Here is a 23,796-nt window from a genome sequence, read left to right as displayed (position 1 = left end):
ATACTAATAAAGTATTCTGAATATTTTGAAGGGATTGTCAATTGTGAAAAATAAATGGGGGGATTAGATGGGAAAATACATCCTTAAAAGATTAGGTTATATGTTTTTATCATTATTCATCATTATTACAATCACATTTTTCTTGATGAAAATGATGCCAGGTTCACCATTTAATGATGCAAAATTAAATGCTGATCAAAAAGCGATATTAAATGAGAAATATGGGTTAAATGACCCCGTCGCAGTACAGTACGTACATTATCTAAAAAATGTTGTGACAGGCGATTTTGGTTATTCATTCCAATACCATAATCAACCGGTATGGGAAATGATTAAGCCAAGATTAATACCATCATTTGAAATGGGATTAACGGCAATGATTATTGGTATTATCGTTGGACTCATTTTAGGAATTGCTGCAGCTACGAAACAAAATACCTGGGTAGATTACACAACGACTGTAATTTCAGTTATTGCAGTGTCTGTACCATCATTCGTATTAGCAGTTTTATTACAATATGTGTTTGCAGTACGTTTAAGATGGTTCCCAGTTGCAGGATGGGAAGGATTTTCTACAGCAGTGTTACCTTCACTCGCTTTATCTGCAGTAGTATTAGCAACAGTAGCCCGATACATACGAGCTGAAATGATTGAAGTATTAAGTTCAGATTATATTTTATTAGCACGAGCAAAAGGTAATTCAACGATGAGAGTGTTGTTCGGTCATGCGTTAAGAAACGCTTTGATACCCATCATTACGATATTAGTGCCAATGTTAGCAGGTATTTTAACTGGGACACTTACCATTGAGAATATCTTCGGAGTACCTGGATTAGGGGATCAATTCGTACGTTCGATTACTACAAACGATTTCTCAGTCATCATGGCGACAACGATTTTATTTAGTACATTATTTATCGTATCTATTTTTATCGTAGATATCTTATACGGCATTATAGATCCTAGAATTCGTGTTCAAGGAGGTAAAAAGTAATGACAGATAAAAGAAAGGATAAAGATTACTCAAATGCAACAATGTCACATACCTCTGAAGGGGCAATTTCTACGGATTTTGTATTAAGAGAATTAGATTTAAATCAAGAGCCAGAGCTACAACGTGAAAGTAAAAACTTCTGGCAAGATGCGTGGGCGCAATTAAAAAGTAATAAACTAGCTGTTGTTGGTATGATTGGACTCATTTTAATTGTGTTATTCGCATTTATTGGACCTTTAATGAATAACAGAGATTATGCAGAGCAAAATGTTGAACATCGAAATTTACCAGCTAAAATACCAGTGTTAGATAAAGTACCATTTTTACCATTTGATGGTAAGGGAACGGATGGTAAAGATGCATATAAAGAAGCACACGCCAAGGAAAACTATTGGTTTGGTACTGATCAATTAGGTCGTGACTTGTGGACAAGAACATGGAAAGGAACACAGATTTCACTATTCATTGGTATCGTTGCAGCGATATTAGATATTTTTATTGGTGTGACTTATGGTGCTATTTCAGGTTTCTTTGGTGGTCGAATTGATAATGTCATGCAAAGAATCCTAGAAGTTATTGCTTCAATTCCTAATCTAATTGTCGTTATTCTCTTTGTATTAATTTTTGAACCTTCGATTTGGACTATTATTATAGCGATGTCCATCACAGGTTGGTTAGGTATGAGTCGTGTTGTTAGAGGTGAATTCTTAAAATTAAAGAACCAAGAATTTGTACTCGCTTCTCAAACTTTAGGTGCATCAAAATTCAAACTTATATTCAAACATATTTTGCCTAATACATTAGGTGCAATTGTTGTTACATCTATGTTTACAGTACCAAGTGCTATTTTCTTTGAAGCATTTTTAAGTTTTATTGGTATTGGTGTACCAGCACCACAAACATCTTTAGGATCACTCGTCAACGATGGACGTGCAATGTTATTAATTCATCCACATGAATTATTTATACCAGCAATCATTTTAAGTTTATTAATCTTATTTTTCTATCTATTCAGTGATGGATTACGTGATGCATTCGATCCGAAGATGCGTAAATAAAGGAGGGGCATGTATATGACAGAGAGAATTTTAGAAGTCAACGACTTGCATGTTTCATTTGATATTTCTGCAGGTGAAGTTCAAGCTGTCCGAGGCGTAGACTTTTACCTGAATAAAGGAGAAACATTAGCAATTGTTGGAGAATCAGGTTCAGGTAAATCAGTTACGACTAAGGCAATCACAAAGTTATTCCAAGGGGATGCAGGTCGTATTAAACAGGGAGAAATTAACTTTTTAGGGGAAAATCTTGCGAATAAAAGTGAAAAAGAATTAATTAAATTACGAGGTAGAGATATCTCAATGATATTTCAAGATCCAATGACATCTTTAAACCCAACGATGCAAATTGGCAAACAAGTTATGGAACCATTAATTAAACATAAAAATCTAAGTAAATCTGAAGCTAAACAACGCGCATTAGAAATTTTAAATCTAGTTGGATTGCCAAACGCTGAAAAGCGTTTTAAAGCATACCCACATCAATTTTCAGGTGGTCAAAGACAAAGAATTGTTATCGCAACAGCACTAGCATGTGAACCCAAAGTATTAATCGCTGACGAACCGACGACAGCACTTGATGTAACAATGCAAGCTCAAATATTAGATTTGATGAAGGAACTTCAACAGAAAATTAATACTTCAATTATTTTTATTACACATGATTTAGGTGTCGTAGCAAATATTGCTGATAGAGTAGCCGTTATGTATGGCGGACAAATGATTGAAACAGGTAATGTTGATGAAATATTTTATGGTCCGAAACATCCTTATACTTGGGGATTATTATCATCCATGCCAGATTTAACTACGAGTAATGATACAGACTTAATTGCAATTCCTGGAACACCACCAGATTTATTACATCCACCGGTAGGAGATGCATTTGCTAGACGAAGTCAGTATGCATTAGATATTGATTTTAAAGAAGAAGCACCGTGGTTTAAAGTATCGCCTACTCATTTTGTTAAGTCATGGTTATTAGATGAAAGAGCACCCAAAGTTGAACCACCATTAGCAGTTCAAAAGCGCTTTAAAACATTACCTAACCAATATGAACAACCCATCAAAGTAGAGAGGGTGGCGTTTAATGATTAACCAAAAAAAGAAATTAGTAGAAGTGAAACATTTAAAACAATATTTTAACCAAGGTAAAAAGAACGAAGTTAGAGCAATTGAAGATATTTCGTTTGATATTTATAAAGGTGAAACTTTAGGTTTAGTTGGAGAATCAGGTTGTGGTAAATCAACTACAGGTAAAGCTATCATTAAATTAAATGATATTACTAGTGGAGAAATTATTTATGATGGTACGGATATACATAATATTCGTAAACGCCAAGATATGTTGAAATTCAACAAGAAGATTCAAATGATCTTTCAAGATCCCTATGCGTCTTTAAACCCACGTCTAAAAGTGATGGACATTGTTGGAGAAGGCATAGATATTCATCATTTAGCCACTGATAAACGTAATCGTAAGAAGCGTGTATATGATGCATTAGAAACAGTAGGGTTAAGTAAGGAACATGCGAACCGTTATCCTCATGAATTTTCAGGTGGACAACGTCAACGTATAGGTATAGCAAGGGCATTAGCAGTAGAACCAGAATTTATTATTGCTGATGAGCCGATTTCAGCATTAGACGTTTCCATACAAGCACAAGTCGTCAATATAATGTTACGACTACAAAGAGAAAAAGGGATTACGTTCTTATTTATTGCACATGATTTATCAATGGTTAAATATATTTCAGACAGAATAGCTGTGATGCATTTTGGAAAAATTGTTGAACTCGGACCTGCAGATGATATATATAATCATCCTTTACATGACTATACGAAGTCATTATTATCAGCGATTCCTCAACCTGATCCAGACGTTGAAAGACAAAGAAAACGGATTACATATGAAGCAAGCAATGCAGATGATCAAAATAGACAATTGCACGAGATTCGACCAGAACACTTTGTCTTTGCAACTGAAGCGGAAGCAGAAAAATTAAAACAGCATGTTAATACAGCAGGATAATCAAAGGGAGGGGGATACGTATGAGAAAATGGATAACACTGATTGCGATTTTTATCATTTCATTAAGCACCTTATCAGGTTGCAGTAACAGTAAAAGTTTATATTCAGATGAAGGTCAAGTATTTAGAAAAGTTATACCACAAGATATGACGACTTTAGATACGACATTGATTACTGAAGCTGTATCAGGTGATATTGCGGGTCAAGCATTTGAAGGGCTATATACAATGGATAAACATGATAAAGCAGAGCCAGCTGTTGCAACATCATTACCTAAGAAAAGTAATGATGGAAAAACACTAACTATTAATTTAAGAAAAGACGCAAAATGGAGTAATGGAGATCCAGTTACTGCGAATGACTTTGTTTTTGCTTGGAGAAAAGTAGTAGACCCTAAAACAGGTTCAGAATTTGCGTATATTATGAGCGATATTAAAAATGCCGATCAAGTTAATGCTGGTAAAAAGCCGGTTAAGGATTTAGGTATCAAAGCACTAAATAAATATAAACTACAAGTTAAATTGGAAAGACCGGTGCCATATATCAATGAGTTGTTGGCATTAAATACATTTGATCCTCAAAATGAAAAAGTGGCTAAAAAATATGGCAAAGCATATGGTACTACTGCTGATAAAGCAGTTTACAATGGACCATTCAAAGTAGTGAACTGGCAAGTTGAAGATAAAATCCAATTAGTAAAGAATAAAGATTACTGGGATAAAAAACATGTAAAACTAGATAAGGTTCAATATAAAGTGTTAAAAGATGGACAGGCAGGTACGTCCCTTTACGAAACTAATTCAGTTGACGATACCTTAGTTTCTTCAGAACAAGCGGATAAATATAAAGATTCTCCATCTTTTAATAAGCGTTTAACAGCAGGAACATTTTTCATTAAAATGAATCAAAAAAATAAGCCGGAATTTAAAAATAAGAATTTGAGAAAGGCTATTGCAAAATCTATTGATAAGGAAACTTATGTAAATTCAACACTTAATAATGGCTCTACGGTATCTAATAAATTTACTGCAACTGGGACAGCTAAGACGCCTGAGGGTAAAGATTTTGCTAGTACAGTGAAATCACCATTAAATTTTGACAAAAAAGATGCAAAAAATAATTGGAAAAAAGCGCAAAAAGAATTAGGTAAGAAAAATGTAACATTTACTTTAAATGTAGAAGATACGCCGGGAGCAAAAATTTCTGCTGAATATATAAAATCTCAAATTGAAAATAATTTGCCTGGCGTAGAAATGAAAGTCAAACAAATGCCTTTCAAACAAAAAACCAACCTAGAACTTGCAGGTGACTTTGAGGCAACATATTCAGGTTGGGTACCAGATTATCCAGATCCAACGGCTTTTTTACAAATAATGACTACAGGAAATCCGCAAAACAACACTGACTGGAGTAACAAAGAATACGATAAGCTAATAAAAGATGCCAATGGTAAATTGCTTCAAAATGAAGATGAAAGAAATGCAACACTTCAAAAAGCAGAAGAAATTTTACTAAATGATGCACCTGTTGCACCAATTTATCAAAAAGGAGAGGCGCATCTAACAAATCCTCAAGTAAAAGGATTGGTATACCATAAGGTAGGTCCAGATACTACATTAAAAGATGTATATATCGATAAATCGATTGATAGAGAAACTGGTAAAAAGAAAAAATAATATAATAAAAAAGCACTGAGGTTGTGTAACCTCAGTGCTTTTTCGTATAGTGAATCGATTATCTTTTACGGCCAAGACCCATAGCTTTTTCCATTTTTTTCAATGTTTTAAATGATGCTTGATGTGCCTTTTCTCTACCTTTATCTAAAATATCATCTAGTTCATCAGAGTTATAAAATGCGTCGTATTTTTCTTGGAAGTCAACTAGGAATGATTTAACTATTTCAGCTAAATCACCTTTGAATTTTCCGTAACCTTCTCCCTCATATTTCGCTTCGATATCTTTAATAGGTTCGTTAGTTAAACCAGAATAGATTGAAAGTAAATTAGAAACCCCTGGTTTATTATCACGGTCAAACTTAATAATACCATCTGAATCAGTAACAGCACTTTTAATTTTTTTAGCTGCTACATTTGGTTCGTCTAATAATGAAATGAAGTTCTTTTGATTATCATCACTTTTACTCATCTTTTTAGTAGGGTCTTGTAAACTCATCACACGACCACCTACTTTTGGCATACGGATTTCTGGTTTAATTAATACGTCATTATAACGACTATTAAATCTATCTACCAAATTACGTGTCAATTCCATATGTTGTTTTTGATCTTCACCAACAGGAACAATATTAGTATTATAAATAACTATATCAGCTGCCATTAATGGTGGATAAGTAAGTAATCCAGCTGGGACGCCATCAGTTCGTTTTTGAGCTTTATCTTTAAATTGTGTCATACGTTCTAATTCACCAATTGAAGCTATTGTAGTGAGCATCCATCCTGCTTGAACATGTGCAGGGACTTCAGACTGAATGAATAGGGTAGATTTGTCAGGATCAATACCTGAAGCTAGATATATTGCTGCGAGTTGTCTAATTTGTTTGCGTAATTTCAAACGGTCTTGAGGTACAGTGATTGCATGTTGATCAACAATACAGAAGAAACAATCATAATCATTTTGTATTTCTTCAAATTGTTTTAATGCACCTATATAGTTACCAATTGTTGGTATACCGCTTGGTTGAATGCCTGAAAATAATGTTTCCATATTAGATGCCTACTTTCTCAAATATTATTTATCTCTCATTATAACAGTATTTCTTTAAATTGTAAGTTGTGTTAAAATGAATGTATATCTAAGTATTAAATAGTTTGTGAGATAATTTTGAATAATTTCAAGATTTCTCAGAAAAATTAGGATTTTCTCATTTAATTTTAATGTTAGATGGTTATAATATATATTGTAAGGTTAAGAAAGCAAATAACAATCATTTCTTTAATCTATAACTAATTTAAAATTAATGAATGAATCCATTTATAGGAGAGTGAGATGTATGGTAACATTATTTACTTCACCAAGTTGCACATCTTGCCGTAAAGCGAAAGCATGGTTACAAGAACATGACATTCCATATACGGAGCGTAACATTTTTTCTGAACATTTAACAATCGATGAAATTAAATTAATATTAAAAATGACTGAAGACGGAACTGATGAAATTATTTCTACTCGTTCTAAAACATACCAAAAATTGAATGTTGATATTGATTCTTTACCATTACAAGATTTATATTCAATTATTCAAGATAATCCAGGTTTATTACGTCGCCCAATCATTTTAGACGATAAACGTTTACAAGTAGGTTATAACGAGGATGAAATCAGACGTTTCTTACCAAGAAAAGTCCGTACGTTCCAATTACAAGAAGCTCAACGTTTGGTTGACTAATAACTTTAATAACTATGTGATTTTATCACTTTACTAAAAGATATTAAGACAACACTATTGTTAAATGGTGTTGTCTTTTGTGTATTTTTTTAAATAAATCATGAACAAATGCGCTGTTTTTTAGCATTAAAATAGGGAATATGTTAATATAAGAAGCCATCTTAAGAATAGTTAAATTTAATCAAACAAATAGATTGTAATTTGAGTCACGTTCTAATACAATATGGTTACTATTCATCGACTGTAAGGAGTGAGATGATATGAGAATAGAACGCGTTGATGATACAACAGTTAAATTGTTTATAACATATAGCGACATAGAAGCTCGTGGTTTTAGTCGTGAAGATTTATGGACTAACCGCAAACGCGGTGAAGAATTCTTCTGGTCAATGATGGATGAAATTAATGAAGAAGAAGATTTTGTCGTTGAAGGACCACTATGGATTCAAGTACATGCCTTTGAAAAGGGCGTGGAAGTGACTATTTCTAAGTCTAAAAATGAAGATGCCATGAATATGGCTGAAGATGGTAATTTTGATCAATTTGATGACCAAGTAAATGAACTTCTAGCTCAAACGCTTGAAAGCGAAGATAATATCGAAAATATATTTGAACAACGTAATCAACAAAAGAAAGCGCAACAAGAACAATCTCAAAGACAACGCAAACAAGCCAATATTCGTACAGTGATTGTAAAATTTGAGGATTTAGAACAAGTCATTAATTATGCATATCACAATAATCAAAGTGCTGATGAGTTTGAAGATTTACTTTATATGATTGACTCACAATATTACTATGCTATTCATTTTGATGACACGGTCGATCAAGAGACAATTAATGATAGTTATAGTCAATTATTAGAATTTGCATACCCAACTGATAAAACAGAAGTATATTTAAATGATTATGGTAAGATTATAATGAGCCATAACGTTACTTCACAAGTGCGTCGTTACTTTACTGACGCAACTGAATAAATTTAATAGATTGATAAACGAGACATGTGGATGTCTCGTTTTTTTATGGTTAATGCAAGGGTCAAGTTACACAAGTAAATTGAAAGTTTGCTTCGTTGAAATATATGAGGTGAACCGATGTTAGTAGCTATAAATGAAAATCATGAATGTGTGTTAGCAAAGCAAGCAATAAAGAATCAGAATTATTTCTGTCCACATTGTAAATCAAAAGTGATTTTAAAAATTGGAACGAAAGTAATAGCACATTTTGCACATGTGAATCCTTGTAAGATATGGCGTTCAAAAGGGGAAAGTGCTTTGCATTATCAAACAAAATACAAAATTGCCTCCATGTTAAAAAGGTTGAATTTTAAAGTTGAAGTTGAACCATATTATGAGAATATACAACAGTTTCCTGATATTGTTGTTAATTCATCATTTGCGATTGAGGTACAATTTTCTAACATTCCGTTGTCTGAAATTCAAAAGCGTACCGCAGGGCTAATGAGTGTCGGACTTAGACCATTTTGGATTATCGAAGATATCAAATACAGAAACGGTAAATTGACATTAAATGATCATCAAGCCAGTTTTATAAATGCGACCCATAGGTCTTTGTATACATGGCAAGAAAAGTTTTGCCAATTAATCAGATATTCAAATATCCAGCATCTAGGAGGGCGGCAATTTCTTGCAAAAAGAGACATAGTTGAAGATATGACAATATTACTGACAGAAAAAAGACATAAAAACATGGTATGTTATAAATTAGGCGAAAGCCTTATAAATAGATATATCCAACATTGCCGTCGTAAGAATTCTGTATTAGAACCAACTCTAAGCGCTATGTATCAATTGCAACTCAATGACAAGCAAGTCATTCAACAGTTTGGCATTATTATCCCACTACAAATTTATATCAAACCCCATCCAATTGAATGGCAGCTACAACTTCGACTTTTAGAAATTCATGACGAATTGACGATTGCGAATATAGGGGCAGTGATTAAGTTGCGAGATTTTGCATATCATCATTACAGCAAATCAAAACTGTTAAATAAAATAATAGAACAGTATCAAAATGCACGAAAATTGAATTGTAATGACGTGCAAATTATCTATTAAAATGAGAAAATTAAGTTATTGATTATTTCGAGGAGGTTTACATGATGAGTCAACAATTATCTAGAGAAGAACAGGAACGTAAATATCCTGAATATACATGGGATTTAACAACGATATTCCCAAGTGATGATGCATTTGAAGCGGCATTTAAAGATGTCGAAAACGACATCGGTAAAGAAGAACAGTTTAAAGGTCACCTAGGAGATAGTGCAGATACTTTATATCAAGCCTTAGCATTAGAAGATGAAATAGGCACCAAATTAGAAAAGGTATATGTCTATGCCCACTTAAAACAAGACCAAGATACTGCCAATGATCAGTATACAGGCATGGAAGCACGTGCACATCAATTAATTATTAAATTTAGTTCAGCATGGAGTTTTTTAGTACCAGAAATTTTACAACTTGATGAAGAGACAATTCAAACATTTATTCAATCAAACGATAAATTAAAACAATATGAATTTGATCTACAACTCATCAATGAAAAGCGCCCACATATATTAGATGCTGATACTGAAAAATTATTGACTGAAGCACAAGATGCTTTATCTACGCCGTCTAACGTATATGGTATGTTCAGTAATGCGGATTTAGAATTTGAAGATGCTATTGATAAAGATGGTAAAGCACATCCGTTAACGCAAGGTACATTTATTAAATATCTAGAGTCAGATGATCGTGTTTTAAGAGAATCTGCATTTAGAAACGTATATAAAGCTTATGGATCTCATAACAATACTTTAGGAGCAACATTAGCAGGTGAAGTGAAGAAAAATGTGTTTAATGCGCGTACGCATCACTATAAATCTGCCCGTGAAAAAGCTTTAAGTAATAACCATATTCCAGAAGAAGTATATGATAATTTAGTTAAAACGGTTCACAAATACTTACCATTACTTCATAGATATACGCGTTTAAGACAAGAGTTATTAGGCATCGATGACTTAAAAATGTATGATTTATATACACCATTGGTGAAAGACGTTAAATTTGAAATGCCTTATGAAGAAGCTAAATCATGGATGTTAAAAGCACTTGAACCAATGGGAGAAGAATATTTAAACGTGGTTAAAGAAGGATTGGACAACCGTTGGGTTGATGTTTATGAAAACAAAGGTAAACGATCTGGTGGATATTCATCTGGTGCACATTTAACCAACCCATTCATCTTATTAAACTGGTCAGATACAGTTTCAGATTTATATACTTTAGTTCATGAATTTGGTCATTCAGCACATAGTTATTTCAGTCGTCAAAATCAACCATCCAATTTAAGTGACTATACAATATTTGTAGCTGAAGTAGCATCAACATGTAATGAAGCTTTATTAAGCGACTATATGGATAAGCATTTAGATGACGACAAACGTTTATTATTGTTGAATCAAGAACTTGAACGCTTTAGAGCAACTTTATTCCGTCAAACTATGTTTGCAGAATTTGAACATAAAATTCATCAAATTGAAGAAGCAGGTGAACCATTGACGCCGAATCGCATGAATGAAGAGTATGCCAAACTTAATAAACAATACTTTGGTGATGCAGTTGAAACAGATGAAGACATTAGTAAAGAATGGTCACGAATTCCTCACTTCTATATGAATTATTATGTATATCAATACGCAACTGGTTATAGTGCTGCACAAAGTTTAAGCCACCAAATCTTAACAGAGGGCCAACCAGCTGTTGAAAGATATATTAATGAATTCTTGAAAAAAGGTAGCTCAAATTATCCAATTGAAATCTTAAAAAATGCAGGTGTAGATATGACATCACCTGAACCAATTGAACAAGCATGTGAAGTCTTCGAACAGAAATTAGATGCTTTTGAAAAACTAATGAAAGCTTAATATGATTGAATTCGCTTACATTATGAACAGATTGTGACAATTTAAATTTAATCAAACACAAAGGTTGAAATGGGATATACGTCGTGTTATATTATGAACATGAAATTAATCACATAACAAACATACCCCTTTGTTTGAAGTGAAAAATTTCTCCCATCCCCTTTGTTTAGCGTCGTGTAATCAGACACGGCGTTTTTTTATTTGCTGTAAAATATGCAGTAAACAATATACATAAATTATACAAATTATGAATAAACAAAAAATAAGCGCAACAGATCATTTGATATCTGTTGCGCTTATTTTTAAATATTGAACCACAGTAAGTTTTCAACATTTAGGCATTTTAGATTTCCAAAACTTGCCATCAGGATAATTTAATTTTTCCACTTTCTGTTGTAGCATGAGTTTTTTCAATTCTTTATTTAATAATTTTTCAGGCCACTCATAAATCGTGAGTAACTCTTCCATTGTCACAAGTTGTTTCTGTTGTATATAAGTTTCTAACTTCGGAGGCAAATTCTTTTCAATTGGTGTCCCCATAAGTTCATTGATGATGTATGTGTATATGTGATATGGATAAAGACCTTCAACTTTTAATCCTTCTTCATGCACGTCTTCACTGAAGAATACGAGGGATGGAGATTGTTCTATTTCCATTTCACGTGCTATATGCAAATCAACTTTTAAACTTTCTGTTAGTTTGCTTTTCTGTAAGTCTTCTTTAAACACATCATAATCAATTCCAGCATTTTTTACACAATCACATATCATTTCTTCGGTGATAATATCGCGTTTTGGTATAATTTCATTTTGCATTAAATGAATAAATCGCTCTGCTCTTAAACGACCTTGTAATTCAGCTGCTTTGTAAGCTAATGCAATATTATCGAAATCAGAGGTGCTTTGTGCTTGGCATTTTGTTAAAACTTTTAATGAAGGATTAAGAATATGTCTTACACGTATATATTGATTATATTCAATTCTTAGTTTTGATAAGATTGCCGAAATTTTGAAACAATCTTTACTAAAGGGATCGAAAAAAGAGTAAATTTCTATTTTGCATACAGGTGATAGATCAGTATTTGCATCTTCACGACTCTTATTCTCCATTACTCTTAACTCTTCAGCCATGTCTTTTCACCTACAATTATTTTTCGGAATTCACCATATGATTAGCTGTTAGTCGCAATCTTTCAAATAAATAGTCACCAACCCCAGCAGGGAAGTTAGCATGATTAATTGCTATAGACATATTTTCTAACCAAGCATCGCGCTCATATTCAGTAATCGTAAATTCCATATGTCGTCTTTTCAACATGGGGTGTCCATGTTCCTGCGTATATAAATCAGGGCCTCCTAAAAACTGAGTTAAAAATTGCTTTTGTTTTCGACTCGTTTCTATAAAATCACCAGGGAATAAATGATTAATTCTATCGTCTTTTTCAACTAAATCATAAAAATGATCAATCATTTGATATAGTGCATCTTGCCCTATGATGTCATATGGTGTTTTAGGCATAATATCACCGTATTTCATTAATATATATCTAATATAACATGAATTTTTACATTTGAAAGTAATTTGCATTATGGCTTCCATTGTTGTTGTTAGGCTAAATTAGCTTTTCTGTTAAAGAAACGTTGGACTTTGTTTAATGGTTTTTCATGAGTCATATGAAATGATTTCAGTAAGTCATTAAACTTTTGTAAGCCCTCGTCATAATCATGTACTTCGAATTCTAGCTCGCAATCTTCTGTGCCAAGATACTCACTTTTATCTAACACAAGAAGTTCATTTTGATAGGAGGTTTCCATTCTATACGTAGTTAAAGCACCTAATATCAATAATGTGCCATCTTTAACGTCAAAGTCCTCCATTAGTATTTGTCTAATCTCATCTGGCAATTGGTCGTGATAAATTGTTTTGTCAATTTCAGGCTCAAGCGTGACATTGAAATTATATTCAGTTAAACCTACCTCTGCAGGTACTTTGAGTGTCATCTCATAAGTATTATTTTTAACGCGAATTCTTAATGCAGAATAGTGATCCTTAAGTTTAAAGTCTGCAGTATCTATATAGTAATTTGTTTGTTTGAAAGGTGATGTTTCTTTGAAATATTGATTTTTAATATCATTATATGCTGATTCACTAAGTATTTGTTTGAATTCAATTTCATTATTTGTTGTCATTCATTGTTACTCCTCTACAACGTTGTTTGTTTTATTAATAGTATGACTGAAATGGTTCTTGTTTTAAAGTGAGACAATGTTTTGAAAATAGAATCATTATAAAAAAATGAAATTAGAATAATAAGTCATATTAAAAAATTCAAATACATATAATAAAGTGACAATATTCGGCTACATACGTGTGATGTAAGCATAAATTATGTTAAACTAATATGGAATAAGGAGGGGCAAGCATGCGTATATATATAAATGAAATCAAAGTGAAAGACGATACAATTTACTGTTATTCAGAAGATTCAATCGAAGGATTAGAAGAAGTAGGACAAATGCTTGTTGACAGTGATAATTATGGATTTGCATACATCTTAGATGATGGTCAATCCTATTCGTATTTAATCTTTGTAGAAGAAACATGGTCGATGTTACATGAAAACAAAGGTAAGAAACTTATTGTAAACGATGAGTTAGAACTTAAACATTTCCAAGAGGAATTAGATTACATATTAGACAATATTGAAGGCAATAATAACTATGGTAAGGAGTTTGTTTCTGCTGTTGAAAAAACTTTTGAACTAGAATGAAGCGGAGTGAAGTAATATGAACCAGTGGGATCAATTTTTAACACCGTATAAACAGGCTGTTAATGAATTAAAAGTTAAATTAAAAGGATTACGTAAACAATATGAGATTAGTGAACACAGTTCTCCCATTGAATTCGTAACAGGCCGCGTTAAACCTATTTCAAGTATTATAGATAAAGCAAACAAAAGGGAAATTCCATTTGATAGATTAAGAGAAGAAATGTATGACATAGCTGGACTCAGAATTATGTGCCAATTTGTGGATGATATAGATGTCGTAGTTAATATATTACGTCAACGTAAGGATTTTAGTGTTGTTGAAGAAAGGGACTATATTCGCAATACCAAACCAAGTGGATATCGCTCTTACCACGTAATTATTGAATATCCTATTGAAACATTAAATGGACAAAAATCTATTTTAGCTGAAATTCAGATTAGAACGTTGGCTATGAATTTCTGGTCAACCATAGAACATACATTACGATATAAATATGATGGAGATTATCCAGATGAGATACAGCATCGTTTAGAAAGGGCGGCAGAAGCGGCTTACTTATTAGATGAAGAAATGTCCGAGATTAAAGATGAAATTCAAGAAGCACAGAAATATTATACTCAAAAGCGTGCAAAAAAACATGAAAATGACTAATGAGGTGTAAACATGCGTTATACAATCCTAACTAAAGGTGATTCGAAATCTAATGCGTTAAAGCATAAAATGATTAACTATATGAAAGATTTTCAAATGGTTGAAGATAATGAAAACCCAGAAATAGTCATTTCAGTCGGTGGGGATGGCACTTTATTACAAGCCTTTCATCAATATAGTCATATGCTTTCGAAAGTGGCGTTTGTTGGTGTGCACACCGGACATTTAGGGTTTTATGCTGACTGGTTACCTCATGAAGTCGAGAAATTGATTATTGAAATCAATAATTCAGAATTTCAAGTTATTGAATATCCATTATTGGAAATCATTGTTCGATATAATAATAATGGTTATGAAACAAGGTATTTAGCATTGAATGAAGCTACAATGAAAACTGAAAATGGATCAACATTAGTTGTGGATGTTAATATTCGTGGTAAACATTTTGAGCGTTTTAGAGGAGATGGGCTATGTATATCTACGCCATCTGGATCAACAGCATACAATAAAGCATTAGGTGGCGCATTAATTCATCCATCTTTAGAAGCAATGCAAATTGCAGAAATTGCTTCAATCAACAATCGTGTGTTTAGAACAGTGGGGTCGCCATTAGTACTTCCTAAACATCACACGTGTTTGATAACACCGGTCAATCATGACACAATAAGAACTACGATTGATCACGTGAGTATTAAGCATAAAAATGTAAATGCAATCCAGTATAGAGTAGCAAATGAAAAGGTAAGATTTGCACGCTTCAGACCATTCCCATTTTGGAAGAGGGTACACGATTCATTTATTTCAAGTGATGATGAAGTATGATTTTCAGATATACGATTACACAGCAAGAAACGCTTAAATCATTTTTACAACGACATGACTTTTCGAAGAAGACAATTAGCGCCATTAAAACTAATGGCGCTTTACTTGTCAATCAGAGACATGTCACTGTGAGATATCAATTGAATTTTGGTGATCAGCTAGAAGTTCAACTACCTATAGAAGTACCCAGTGCCAATTTAACACCTTATATGAAGCCACTAGATATATTATTCGAAGATGACTATATCATTATTGTATCTAAACCTAATGGACAAAACTGTGCACCGTCACGTGAACATCCACATGAAAGCTTAGTTGAACAAGTATTAGGTTATTTACATCATAAAGGTGAACGAACCAATCCTCATATAGTAACCCGTTTAGACCGCAATACTACTGGGATTGTACTTTTTGCGAAATATGGATATATACATCATTTATTTTCAAAAGCCAAAATGGACAAAGTTTATACGTGTTTAGCATACGGTATGACTGAACCTAGTGGCATGATTGAAGCTCCTATTGCAAGAAGCGATGAAAGTATTATAGAAAGATGTGTATCTGAGAACGGGAAATATGCCAAAACAGTGTTTCGTACTTTAAAACAAAAAGAGAATGTTAGTTGCTGTGAAGTACAACTCTGTACGGGTCGAACTCATCAAATTAGAGTGCATTTTCAATATATCGGTCACCCTTTAATAGGTGATACATTGTATGGTGGAAAACATGGTAAAATAGAGGGGCAGTGCTTACATTGTTCAAAACTCATTTTTGAACATCCAGTTAATAAAAATATGATACATATCGAAATTGATCATAAACAACTCAATCAATGGTATGACTTAATATAAAAAATTGTTTTGGAGGTGTTTAATTTGTCTAACGACACAGAATTAAAAGAGAAAGAAAATGTGAACGAAGACGTTTATGATAAAGATTTATTAGATCAATTATTACAAGATGGCGATATTGATGCATTTAGAGAAGAATTTTTATCAATGCATAATTACGAACAAAGTGAGTACTTTGAAGATACCGATGAAGAAAAACGGCAAAAGATATTCGAATTCTTATCTCCTAGTGAAGTTGCTGATTTCTTCGACCATTTAGATATAGATGATGAAGAATATGAGGAGCTATTCGATAATATCAATGCAAACTATGCGAGTCATATTTTAGAAGAGATGTCTTACGATAATGCGGTAGATATTTTAAACGAATTATCCAAACCGAAAGTTGCTAGTTTACTCACATTAATGAATAACGAAGATGCAAATGAAATCAAAGCATTGTTACATTATGAAGAAGATACTGCCGGCGGTATTATGACGACGGAATATCTTTCTTTAAAATCAACAACGCCTGTGAAAGAAGCATTGATGCATGTTAAAGAGCAAGCGCCTAATGCAGAAACCATATATGTCATTTTTGCTGTGAATGAAGATGATCAACTAGTAGGTGTTTTATCATTAAGGGATTTAATCACCGCTGAAAACGATGCTTATATTGAAGATGTCATGAGCGAACGTGTCATTAGCGTTGACGTTGCAACAGACCAAGAAGACGTTGCACAAATCATGAGAGACTATGATTTTATTGCGGTACCAGTAGTAGATTATCAAAATCATTTGCTAGGTATCATTACAATCGATGACATTCTAGATGTAATGGACGAAGAAGCTAGTGAAGACTACTCTCGTTTAGCCGGGGTTTCTGATATTGATTCTACGAATGACTCTGTGATTAAAACAGCGATGAAACGTTTACCGTGGTTAATCATTTTAACGTTTTTAGGCATGATTACTGCGACGATTCTAGGTAGTTTTGAGGATACATTATCTAAAGTTGCACTATTAGCAGCATTCATTCCTATTATTAGCGGGATGTCAGGTAATTCTGGTACACAATCATTAGCCGTTTCTGTACGTAATATCTCAACAGGAGATATTGATGAACAAAGCAAGTTTAAAGTAGCTTTAAGAGAAGCGGGAAGCGGATTATTATCTGGAATTGTCTGTTCAATTATTTTAATCATTATTATCATTTCAATCTATCGACAACCTTTATTAGCAGTCATCGTAGGTGGTAGTTTGACATGTGCTATGACAGTAGGAACATTAGTAGGTTCAATGATTCCATTACTTATGAATAAATTAAAAATTGATCCAGCAGTAGCAAGCGGTCCATTTATTACTACAATTAATGATATTGTTAGTATGTTAATTTATTTTGGCTTAGCAACATCATTTATGTCTTATTTAACTTAAGGAGGAACGAATGGAGTTCTTATCACTTGTGATTGTAGTCGTTGCTGCATTTTTAACACCTATTATCGTTAATAGGTTAAATATCAACTTTTTGCCAGTGGTTGTCGCTGAAATCTTAATGGGAATTATCATAGGAAATTCATTTTTAAATCTCGTAACAAAAGATTCTATGCTTAATATTCTTTCAACATTAGGATTTATCTTTTTAATGTTTTTAAGTGGTTTGGAAATTGATTTTAATGCGTTTAAAAAGGATTCACGCCCACGACAAGGTGAAAGTAAAGAAGAAAAGAAAGTGCCTGGGCATTTAAATCTAGCTATGTTAGTTTTCGGTTTAATCATGATTGTATCAATCATTTTAGCTTTTGCATTTAAATGGTTTGGTTTAATCGACGATGTATTATTAATGGTTATTATCATTTCAACAATTTCTTTAGGCGTCGTAGTACCGACATTAAAAGAAATGAACATTATGAGAACTACGATTGGACAATTTATCCTATTAGTAGCGGTATTAGCTGATTTAGTCACAATGATATTATTAACTATATATGGTGCGGTGAACGGCCATGGTGGTAGTACGATTTGGCTAACAGGTATATTAGTTGTATTTACAATCGTATTTTATGTTATCGGTGTACTATTTAAGCGTATGTCGTTTTTACAAAAGTTAATGGGTGGTACAACTCAAATTGGTATTCGTGCCGTCTTTGCGCTTATTATATTGCTTGTAGCTTTGGCTGAAGGCGTAGGGGCAGAATACATACTCGGTGCATTTTTAGCCGGTGTTGTAGTGTCATTATTAAATCCTGACGAAGAAATGGTTGAAAAGTTAGATTCCTTTGGTTATGGATTCTTTATTCCAATTTTCTTCATTATGGTAGGAGTCGATTTAAATATTCCGTCACTTGTTAAAGAACCATCATTACTGATTATTATTCCAATATTAATCTTGGCATTTATTGTATCTAAGTTGATACCAGTATTCTTAATCAAACGTTGGTTTGATTTGAAAACCACGATTGCCTCTGGTTTTTTATTAACATCGACGTTATCGCTTGTGATTGCAGCAGCTAAAATTGCTGAACAACTTAAGACGATCTCACCTGAAACATCAGGGTTACTGATATTAAGTGCTGTAATTACATGTGTATTTGTACCAGTCATCTTTAAAAAATTATTCCCTGTGCCAAATGAAATGAATCGTCGTATAGAAGTTAGTTTAATTGGTAAAAACCAACTTACTATTCCAATTGCTCAGAATTTAACGTCACAACTATACGATATTTCACTCTATTATCGTAAGGATTTAAGTGACAGTCGAAAATTATCCGATGAAATTACAATGATTGAAATAGCTGACTATGAACAAGAGATATTAGAAAGATTAGGTCTATTTGATCGTGATATTGTTGTTTGTGCGACGAATGATGATGAAATAAATAGAAAAGTGGCTTTAATGGCTAAAGAACATGGTGTTGAACGTGTTATTTGTAGATTAGAAAGTACTAATGAAGATATGGAAATGAAATCATTAGGTATTGAAATTTTCAGTAACTACTTAAGTAATAAGATTTTACTTAAAGGATTAATAGAAACACCAAATATGCTTAACTTATTAAGTAACGTAGAAACGTCTCTATATGAAATTCAAATGTTGAATCACCAATATGAAAATATGCAATTACGTAACTTCCCATTCGGTGGAGATATAATCTTCGTGAGAATTGTCCGTAACAATGATTCTATCGTTCCACACGGTGACACACAATTGCGCTATAAAGATAGATTGATTGTTACAGGTTCAAAAGAATATGTTGACGAATTAAAACAAGAATTAGAATTTTATTATTAATATATAATAGCAATCGTCTGTAAGTATAAGGAATACTTACAGGCGATTTGTTATTGATGAAGAAAGTCTAAATTGATGATTGAAGTTATACCAATCTAAAATACTTTATTATCTGGTACTAAAAGTGTTAGAATATGATGAGTGAATAAAGAAGGAAACGTTTGAAATAAACTAACATATATCTAAATTAAAGGAGTTATTTGCATGTTAAATCTAGAAAATAAAACTTACGTCATTATGGGAATTGCTAATAAACGTAGTATTGGTTTTGGTGTTGCAAAAGTATTGGACCAATTAGGTGCAAAATTAGTATTTACATATCGTAAAGAACGTAGCCGTAAAGAATTAGAAAAATTATTAGATCAATTAAATCAACCTGAAGCACGTTTATATCAAATTGATGTTCAAAGTGATGAAGATGTTATCAATGGATTTGCGAAAATTGGTGAAGAAGTAGGTAATATAGACGGTGTTTACCACTCAATCGCATTTGCAAATATGGAAGATTTAAGAGGACGTTTCTCTGAAACTTCAAGAGATGGTTTCTTATTAGCACAAGATATTAGTTCATATTCTTTAACAATTGTTGCACACGAAGCTAAAAAATTAATGCCTGAAGGCGGTAGCATAGTTGCAACTACTTATTTAGGTGGCGAATTTGCAGTACAAAACTATAATGTTATGGGTGTTGCCAAAGCAAGTTTAGAAGCCAATGTTAAATATTTAGCATTAGACTTAGGTGAAGATAATATCCGTGTTAATGCAATTTCAGCAGGTCCTATCCGTACGCTAAGTGCAAAAGGTGTTGGTGGTTTCAATACTATTCTTAAAGAAATTGAAGAACGTTCACCATTAAAACGTAATGTGGATCAAGAAGAAGTAGGTAAAACTGTTGCATACTTATTAAGTGACTTATCAAGTGGTGTTACAGGTGAAAATATTCATGTAGATGGTGGATTCCACGCAATTAAATAATTGAGTTATTAACTATTTATGTATATTACTTATAACATAATAAAAGACCAAGTGATTAATAAAATAATCACTTGGTCTTTTTGTTTTATAAATAAGATTAATCTTTGACATTGCTATTTGCTTTATCGATAATACGCTGACGATATTTAAAGATATTGCTAATAACTGTTTTTAACACTGCGTATAAAGGTACGGCAATCAGAATGAGAGTGAAACCACCTAAATCACCTGCAGCTAATATGACAACAATAATTGTTAATGGATGCATGCTAAGTGATTTACCCATTACATTTGGCGTGATGACATTACCTTCTAATTGTTGAGCAATTAACGTAATGACACATACCCAAATGAAAGTTGAAGGTCCATCGATAATACCTAAAATAGCTGCTGGCGTGAAAGATAGCCATGGGCCTAAGAATGGTATTAAGTTGGCAACACCAGCGAATAAAACAAGTAACGGTGTATAGGGTAAGCCGATTATTGTATAACCAATATACAAAATGATACCTAAAATAACACTCACCGTCACTTGACCTTGGATGTAAGATTTTAATGTATAGTTTAAGTCTTTTAATAAATCTACGACAAATACTTTACGTTCACCTTTGAAAAATTTAGCTACAGCAGGAATAAATTTTTCATGATCTTTCAACATGTAAATAAGGAAGAACGGTACCATGATTAATAAAAAGATAGTAGAAATTAATGATGTGATATATGAAATTGAGTTAGATAACACATCAGTCACGCCATCTCCCATTGATTTAACCATGTTATTAATTCGATGTGTGACATCACTTGGTAATTTATCAATTTGTGTTAGTGAGAAATTGATTAAACGCTCAGTTTCTCTTTGTAAGGCAGGTGTTTGTTTAATTAGGTTATTAATATTTGAAATAATGATAGGTGCGATAAATGCTACAACAATAGCGATAATTGCAATTAATACTACAAATATAGTTAAAATACTTGCCCATCTTGGGAATCCCCATTTTTCTAATAATGTTTGAAATGGTAAACATATGTAGAATAAAAATCCACTAATTAAAAAAGGAAGAAAAACAGAACCGATGATAGTTACAACTGGTGTAAATACTTCATGCACTTGCATAAATAGCTTGATGAGTATGAACAACATAATTAGAGCTATGCCGGTTCTAAACCAAACTTTGTTTAACATATATATAGATCCTCCTGAAAATTTTCATTTTTTATAGTCTTATATAGTATATCTCAAATTGAAAAGCTACAAAAGAGTCATGATTGATAAAGTGTCATATTGAGTAAGTTAAAAATACATATTATTTAATGAAAATTCTGAAAATATATTGTAAAGTGTAAATGTACATTGTATAATTTTTTTAATCGATAATAATTAAGGGGGTATACGATGATTGAAAAAATCGTTACATTTTTAAATGATCTCGTCTGGAGTAAACCATTAGTATACGGACTATTATTAACAGGGATTTTATTTAGTTTGAGAATGCGTTTTTTCCAAGTGAGACATTTTAAAGAGATGATACGTTTAATGTTCCAAGGGGAAAAGTCACCAAGTGGTATTACAAGTTTTCAAGCTATAGCAATGTCATTAGCAGGGCGTGTAGGGACAGGTAACATTGTAGGTGTGTCGACTGCTATATTTATTGGAGGACCAGGCGCTGTATTCTGGATGTGGATTAGCGACTTTCTAGGTGCGAGTAGTGCATTTATTGAATCCACTTTAGGACAAATTTTTAAACGTGAAGATAAGGGAGAATATCGAGGTGGACCAGCATACTATATTGAATATGGGATAGGTGGAAAATTCGGGAAAATATATGGTTTAGTATTCGCGATTGTTACAGTCATTTCAGTAGGTCTACTCTTACCCGGTGTACAATCAAATGCAATTGCAAGCTCTATGCATAATGCTTTTAATGTTCCGAATTGGATAGTAGCTATTATAGTTGTCATTATTTTAGCATTAATTATTTTTGGTGGATTACGTTCAATTGCTAATGTTGCTACAGCAGTTGTACCGTTTATGGCAGTCATATATATATTAATGGCAATAGTCATTATTATTATTAATATCCAACATGTTCCAGCTTTATTTGCACTTATTTTCAAATCTGCGTTTGGGTTACAGTCAGCGTTTGGTGGTATAGTCGGTGCCATGATTGAGATAGGTGTAAAAAGAGGGTTATATTCTAATGAAGCAGGACAAGGGACAGGACCGCATGCCGCATCTGCTGCAGAAGTTTCTCACCCAACAAAACAAGGACTCGTTCAATCATTCTCAGTTTATGTAGATACATTATTTGTATGTACAGCAACAGCACTCATTATTTTACTTTCAGGTACATATAACGTAACAGATGGTCAGACTAATTCGAATGGCACACCACATTTAATCAAAGATGGAGGAATATTTGTAGAAAATGCAGATGGCAGTAAAGATTATTCAGGTACTGCAATGTATGCTCAAGCAGGTATAGATAAAGCTTTCCATGGAAGTGGTTACCATTTTGATCCCCATTTTTCTGGTATTGGTTCATACTTTATTGCCATTGCTTTATTCTTCTTTGCCTTTACGACGATATTGGCTTATTACTATATCGCAGAGACTAATGTAGCATATTTAACTAGACATCAAAGTAAAAGTACTACACACATCTTCTTTATCATAGCAAGATTAGCTTTATTATTTGCAACTTTTTATGGTTCAATTAAAACAGCCGATGTCGCATGGGCTTTAGGGGATTTAGGTGTTGGATTAATGGCATGGTTGAATATTATAGCAATTTGGATATTGCATAAACCTGCGTTAGAAGCCCTCAAAGATTATGAACGACAAAAGGCACATTTGGGTTCTGGCTACCATGCGGTTTACAAGCCTGATGCAAAGAAAATTCCTAATGCAATATTTTGGTTGAAAACTTATCCAGAAAGATTGAAAAATGAAAAATAAATAATGAGTTTATTATTTAAAGAATTAGAGTAATTAGTTATCATTTGTAAGTCATTATTAGATTAAGTACAACA

At 32.8% G+C, this 23,796-nt stretch carries 22 protein-coding genes; 17 read left to right on the top strand and 5 right to left on the bottom strand.

Translation table 11 applies throughout. The annotated features are described in order from the left end of the window. Window positions 1-67 precede the first annotated feature (67 nt). The 5 genes from opp3b to P7F85_RS09140 are packed head-to-tail and all read left to right on the top strand — an operon-like array spanning window position 68 to window position 5,757. Window positions 68-994, top strand: a complete 927-nt coding sequence (gene opp3b, locus P7F85_RS09160; RefSeq protein ID WP_447158543.1) for an oligopeptide ABC transporter permease — start codon at window positions 68-70, stop codon at window positions 992-994. Next, window positions 994-2,052 carry an oligopeptide ABC transporter permease gene (gene opp3C / locus P7F85_RS09155; protein WP_002467195.1) on the top strand — a complete coding sequence of 353 codons (1,059 nt, stop codon included), beginning with the start codon at window positions 994-996 and terminating at the stop codon, window positions 2,050-2,052. The genes opp3b and opp3C overlap by 1 nt, the downstream gene beginning before the upstream one ends. A gap of 15 nt (window positions 2,053-2,067) precedes the next feature. Next, window positions 2,068-3,147: an ABC transporter ATP-binding protein gene (locus P7F85_RS09150; RefSeq protein ID WP_002467197.1), complete on the top strand. Its 1,080-nt coding sequence runs from the start codon at window positions 2,068-2,070 to the stop codon at window positions 3,145-3,147. Further along, on the top strand, window positions 3,140-4,081 hold the full coding sequence (locus P7F85_RS09145) for an ABC transporter ATP-binding protein (protein WP_015365219.1): 942 nt from the start codon (window positions 3,140-3,142) through the stop codon (window positions 4,079-4,081). Before P7F85_RS09150 ends, P7F85_RS09145 begins: the two co-directional genes overlap by 8 nt. Window positions 4,082-4,101: 20 nt before the next feature. Next, complete coding sequence (locus tag P7F85_RS09140) at window positions 4,102-5,757, top strand: peptide ABC transporter substrate-binding protein (RefSeq protein WP_002465602.1); 1,656 nt, start codon at window positions 4,102-4,104, stop codon at window positions 5,755-5,757. Between the two features lie 58 nt (window positions 5,758-5,815). Here the strand turns inward: P7F85_RS09140 and trpS are convergent, their stop codons facing one another. Further along, window positions 5,816-6,805: a tryptophan--tRNA ligase gene (gene trpS / locus P7F85_RS09135; protein WP_002465641.1), complete on the bottom strand. Its 990-nt coding sequence runs from the start codon at window positions 6,803-6,805 to the stop codon at window positions 5,816-5,818. A gap of 286 nt (window positions 6,806-7,091) precedes the next feature. On the opposite strand from trpS, the gene spxA reads away from it, so the two are divergent. The 4 genes from spxA (at window position 7,092) to pepF (ending at window position 11,424) form a co-directional block, all read left to right on the top strand. Further along, window positions 7,092-7,487 carry a transcriptional regulator SpxA gene (gene spxA / locus P7F85_RS09130; protein WP_002450775.1) on the top strand — a complete coding sequence of 132 codons (396 nt, stop codon included), beginning with the start codon at window positions 7,092-7,094 and terminating at the stop codon, window positions 7,485-7,487. Window positions 7,488-7,747: 260 nt separating this feature from the next. Beyond that, window positions 7,748-8,467 (top strand): adaptor protein MecA, encoded by a 720-nt coding sequence (mecA, locus tag P7F85_RS09125; RefSeq protein ID WP_002465643.1) that lies wholly within the window; start codon window positions 7,748-7,750, stop codon window positions 8,465-8,467. A 117-nt stretch (window positions 8,468-8,584) separates the two neighbouring features. After that, window positions 8,585-9,571, top strand: coding sequence for a competence protein CoiA (locus tag P7F85_RS09120; protein WP_002465630.1), 987 nt, complete (start codon window positions 8,585-8,587; stop codon window positions 9,569-9,571). 44 nt (window positions 9,572-9,615) lie between these two features. Further along, a complete protein-coding gene (pepF, locus tag P7F85_RS09115) occupies window positions 9,616-11,424 on the top strand; it encodes an oligoendopeptidase F (protein ID WP_019235850.1) in 1,809 nt (602 codons plus the stop codon). A gap of 327 nt (window positions 11,425-11,751) precedes the next feature. Here the strand turns inward: pepF and yjbH are convergent, their stop codons facing one another. From yjbH to P7F85_RS09100, 3 genes are all read right to left on the bottom strand, one after another. Beyond that, window positions 11,752-12,555 carry a protease adaptor protein YjbH gene (gene yjbH / locus P7F85_RS09110; RefSeq protein WP_002465634.1) on the bottom strand — a complete coding sequence of 268 codons (804 nt, stop codon included), beginning with the start codon at window positions 12,553-12,555 and terminating at the stop codon, window positions 11,752-11,754. A gap of 16 nt (window positions 12,556-12,571) precedes the next feature. After that, entirely contained in the window at window positions 12,572-12,943 is a 372-nt protein-coding gene (locus tag P7F85_RS09105; protein WP_015365216.1) for a truncated hemoglobin YjbI, read from the bottom strand. Between the two features lie 89 nt (window positions 12,944-13,032). Further along, entirely contained in the window at window positions 13,033-13,614 is a 582-nt protein-coding gene (locus tag P7F85_RS09100; RefSeq protein ID WP_002465631.1) for a CYTH domain-containing protein, read from the bottom strand. Between the two features lie 233 nt (window positions 13,615-13,847). Here P7F85_RS09100 and P7F85_RS09095 point away from each other — a divergent pair, with 233 nt between their 5' ends. The 7 genes from P7F85_RS09095 (at window position 13,848) to fabI (ending at window position 20,766) form a co-directional block, all read left to right on the top strand. Beyond that, the gene (locus P7F85_RS09095) at window positions 13,848-14,195 is read left to right on the top strand and encodes a UPF0738 family protein (protein ID WP_002450768.1); all 348 of its coding nucleotides are present in this window, start codon (window positions 13,848-13,850) and stop codon (window positions 14,193-14,195) included. Between the two features lie 16 nt (window positions 14,196-14,211). Continuing rightward, entirely contained in the window at window positions 14,212-14,847 is a 636-nt protein-coding gene (locus P7F85_RS09090) for a GTP pyrophosphokinase (RefSeq protein ID WP_002450767.1), read from the top strand. A gap of 12 nt (window positions 14,848-14,859) precedes the next feature. Further along, entirely contained in the window at window positions 14,860-15,669 is an 810-nt protein-coding gene (locus P7F85_RS09085) for an NAD kinase (RefSeq protein ID WP_002450766.1), read from the top strand. Beyond that, window positions 15,666-16,520, top strand: coding sequence for an RluA family pseudouridine synthase (locus P7F85_RS09080; RefSeq protein WP_002465618.1), 855 nt, complete (start codon window positions 15,666-15,668; stop codon window positions 16,518-16,520). Before P7F85_RS09085 ends, P7F85_RS09080 begins: the two co-directional genes overlap by 4 nt. A gap of 24 nt (window positions 16,521-16,544) precedes the next feature. After that, window positions 16,545-17,936, top strand: coding sequence for a magnesium transporter (gene mgtE, locus P7F85_RS09075; protein ID WP_002465623.1), 1,392 nt, complete (start codon window positions 16,545-16,547; stop codon window positions 17,934-17,936). A 10-nt stretch (window positions 17,937-17,946) separates the two neighbouring features. Then, the gene (locus P7F85_RS09070) at window positions 17,947-19,791 is read left to right on the top strand and encodes a monovalent cation:proton antiporter family protein (protein ID WP_002465616.1); all 1,845 of its coding nucleotides are present in this window, start codon (window positions 17,947-17,949) and stop codon (window positions 19,789-19,791) included. Between the two features lie 204 nt (window positions 19,792-19,995). After that, complete coding sequence (gene fabI, locus P7F85_RS09065) at window positions 19,996-20,766, top strand: enoyl-ACP reductase FabI (RefSeq protein ID WP_046464307.1); 771 nt, start codon at window positions 19,996-19,998, stop codon at window positions 20,764-20,766. 97 nt (window positions 20,767-20,863) lie between these two features. Here fabI and cozEa read toward each other — a convergent pair whose 3' ends face one another. Then, the gene (gene cozEa / locus P7F85_RS09060) at window positions 20,864-21,949 is read right to left on the bottom strand and encodes a lipoteichoic acid biosynthesis protein CozEa (RefSeq protein ID WP_002465608.1); all 1,086 of its coding nucleotides are present in this window, start codon (window positions 21,947-21,949) and stop codon (window positions 20,864-20,866) included. Window positions 21,950-22,159: 210 nt separating this feature from the next. On the opposite strand from cozEa, the gene P7F85_RS09055 reads away from it, so the two are divergent. Continuing rightward, window positions 22,160-23,722, top strand: a complete 1,563-nt coding sequence (locus P7F85_RS09055) for an alanine/glycine:cation symporter family protein (RefSeq protein ID WP_447158542.1) — start codon at window positions 22,160-22,162, stop codon at window positions 23,720-23,722. Window positions 23,723-23,796 lie beyond the last annotated feature (74 nt).

The sequence above is a fragment of the Staphylococcus sp. aM genome (genome assembly GCF_052975125.1).
This window is presented reverse-complemented; position numbering and strand designations above follow the sequence as displayed.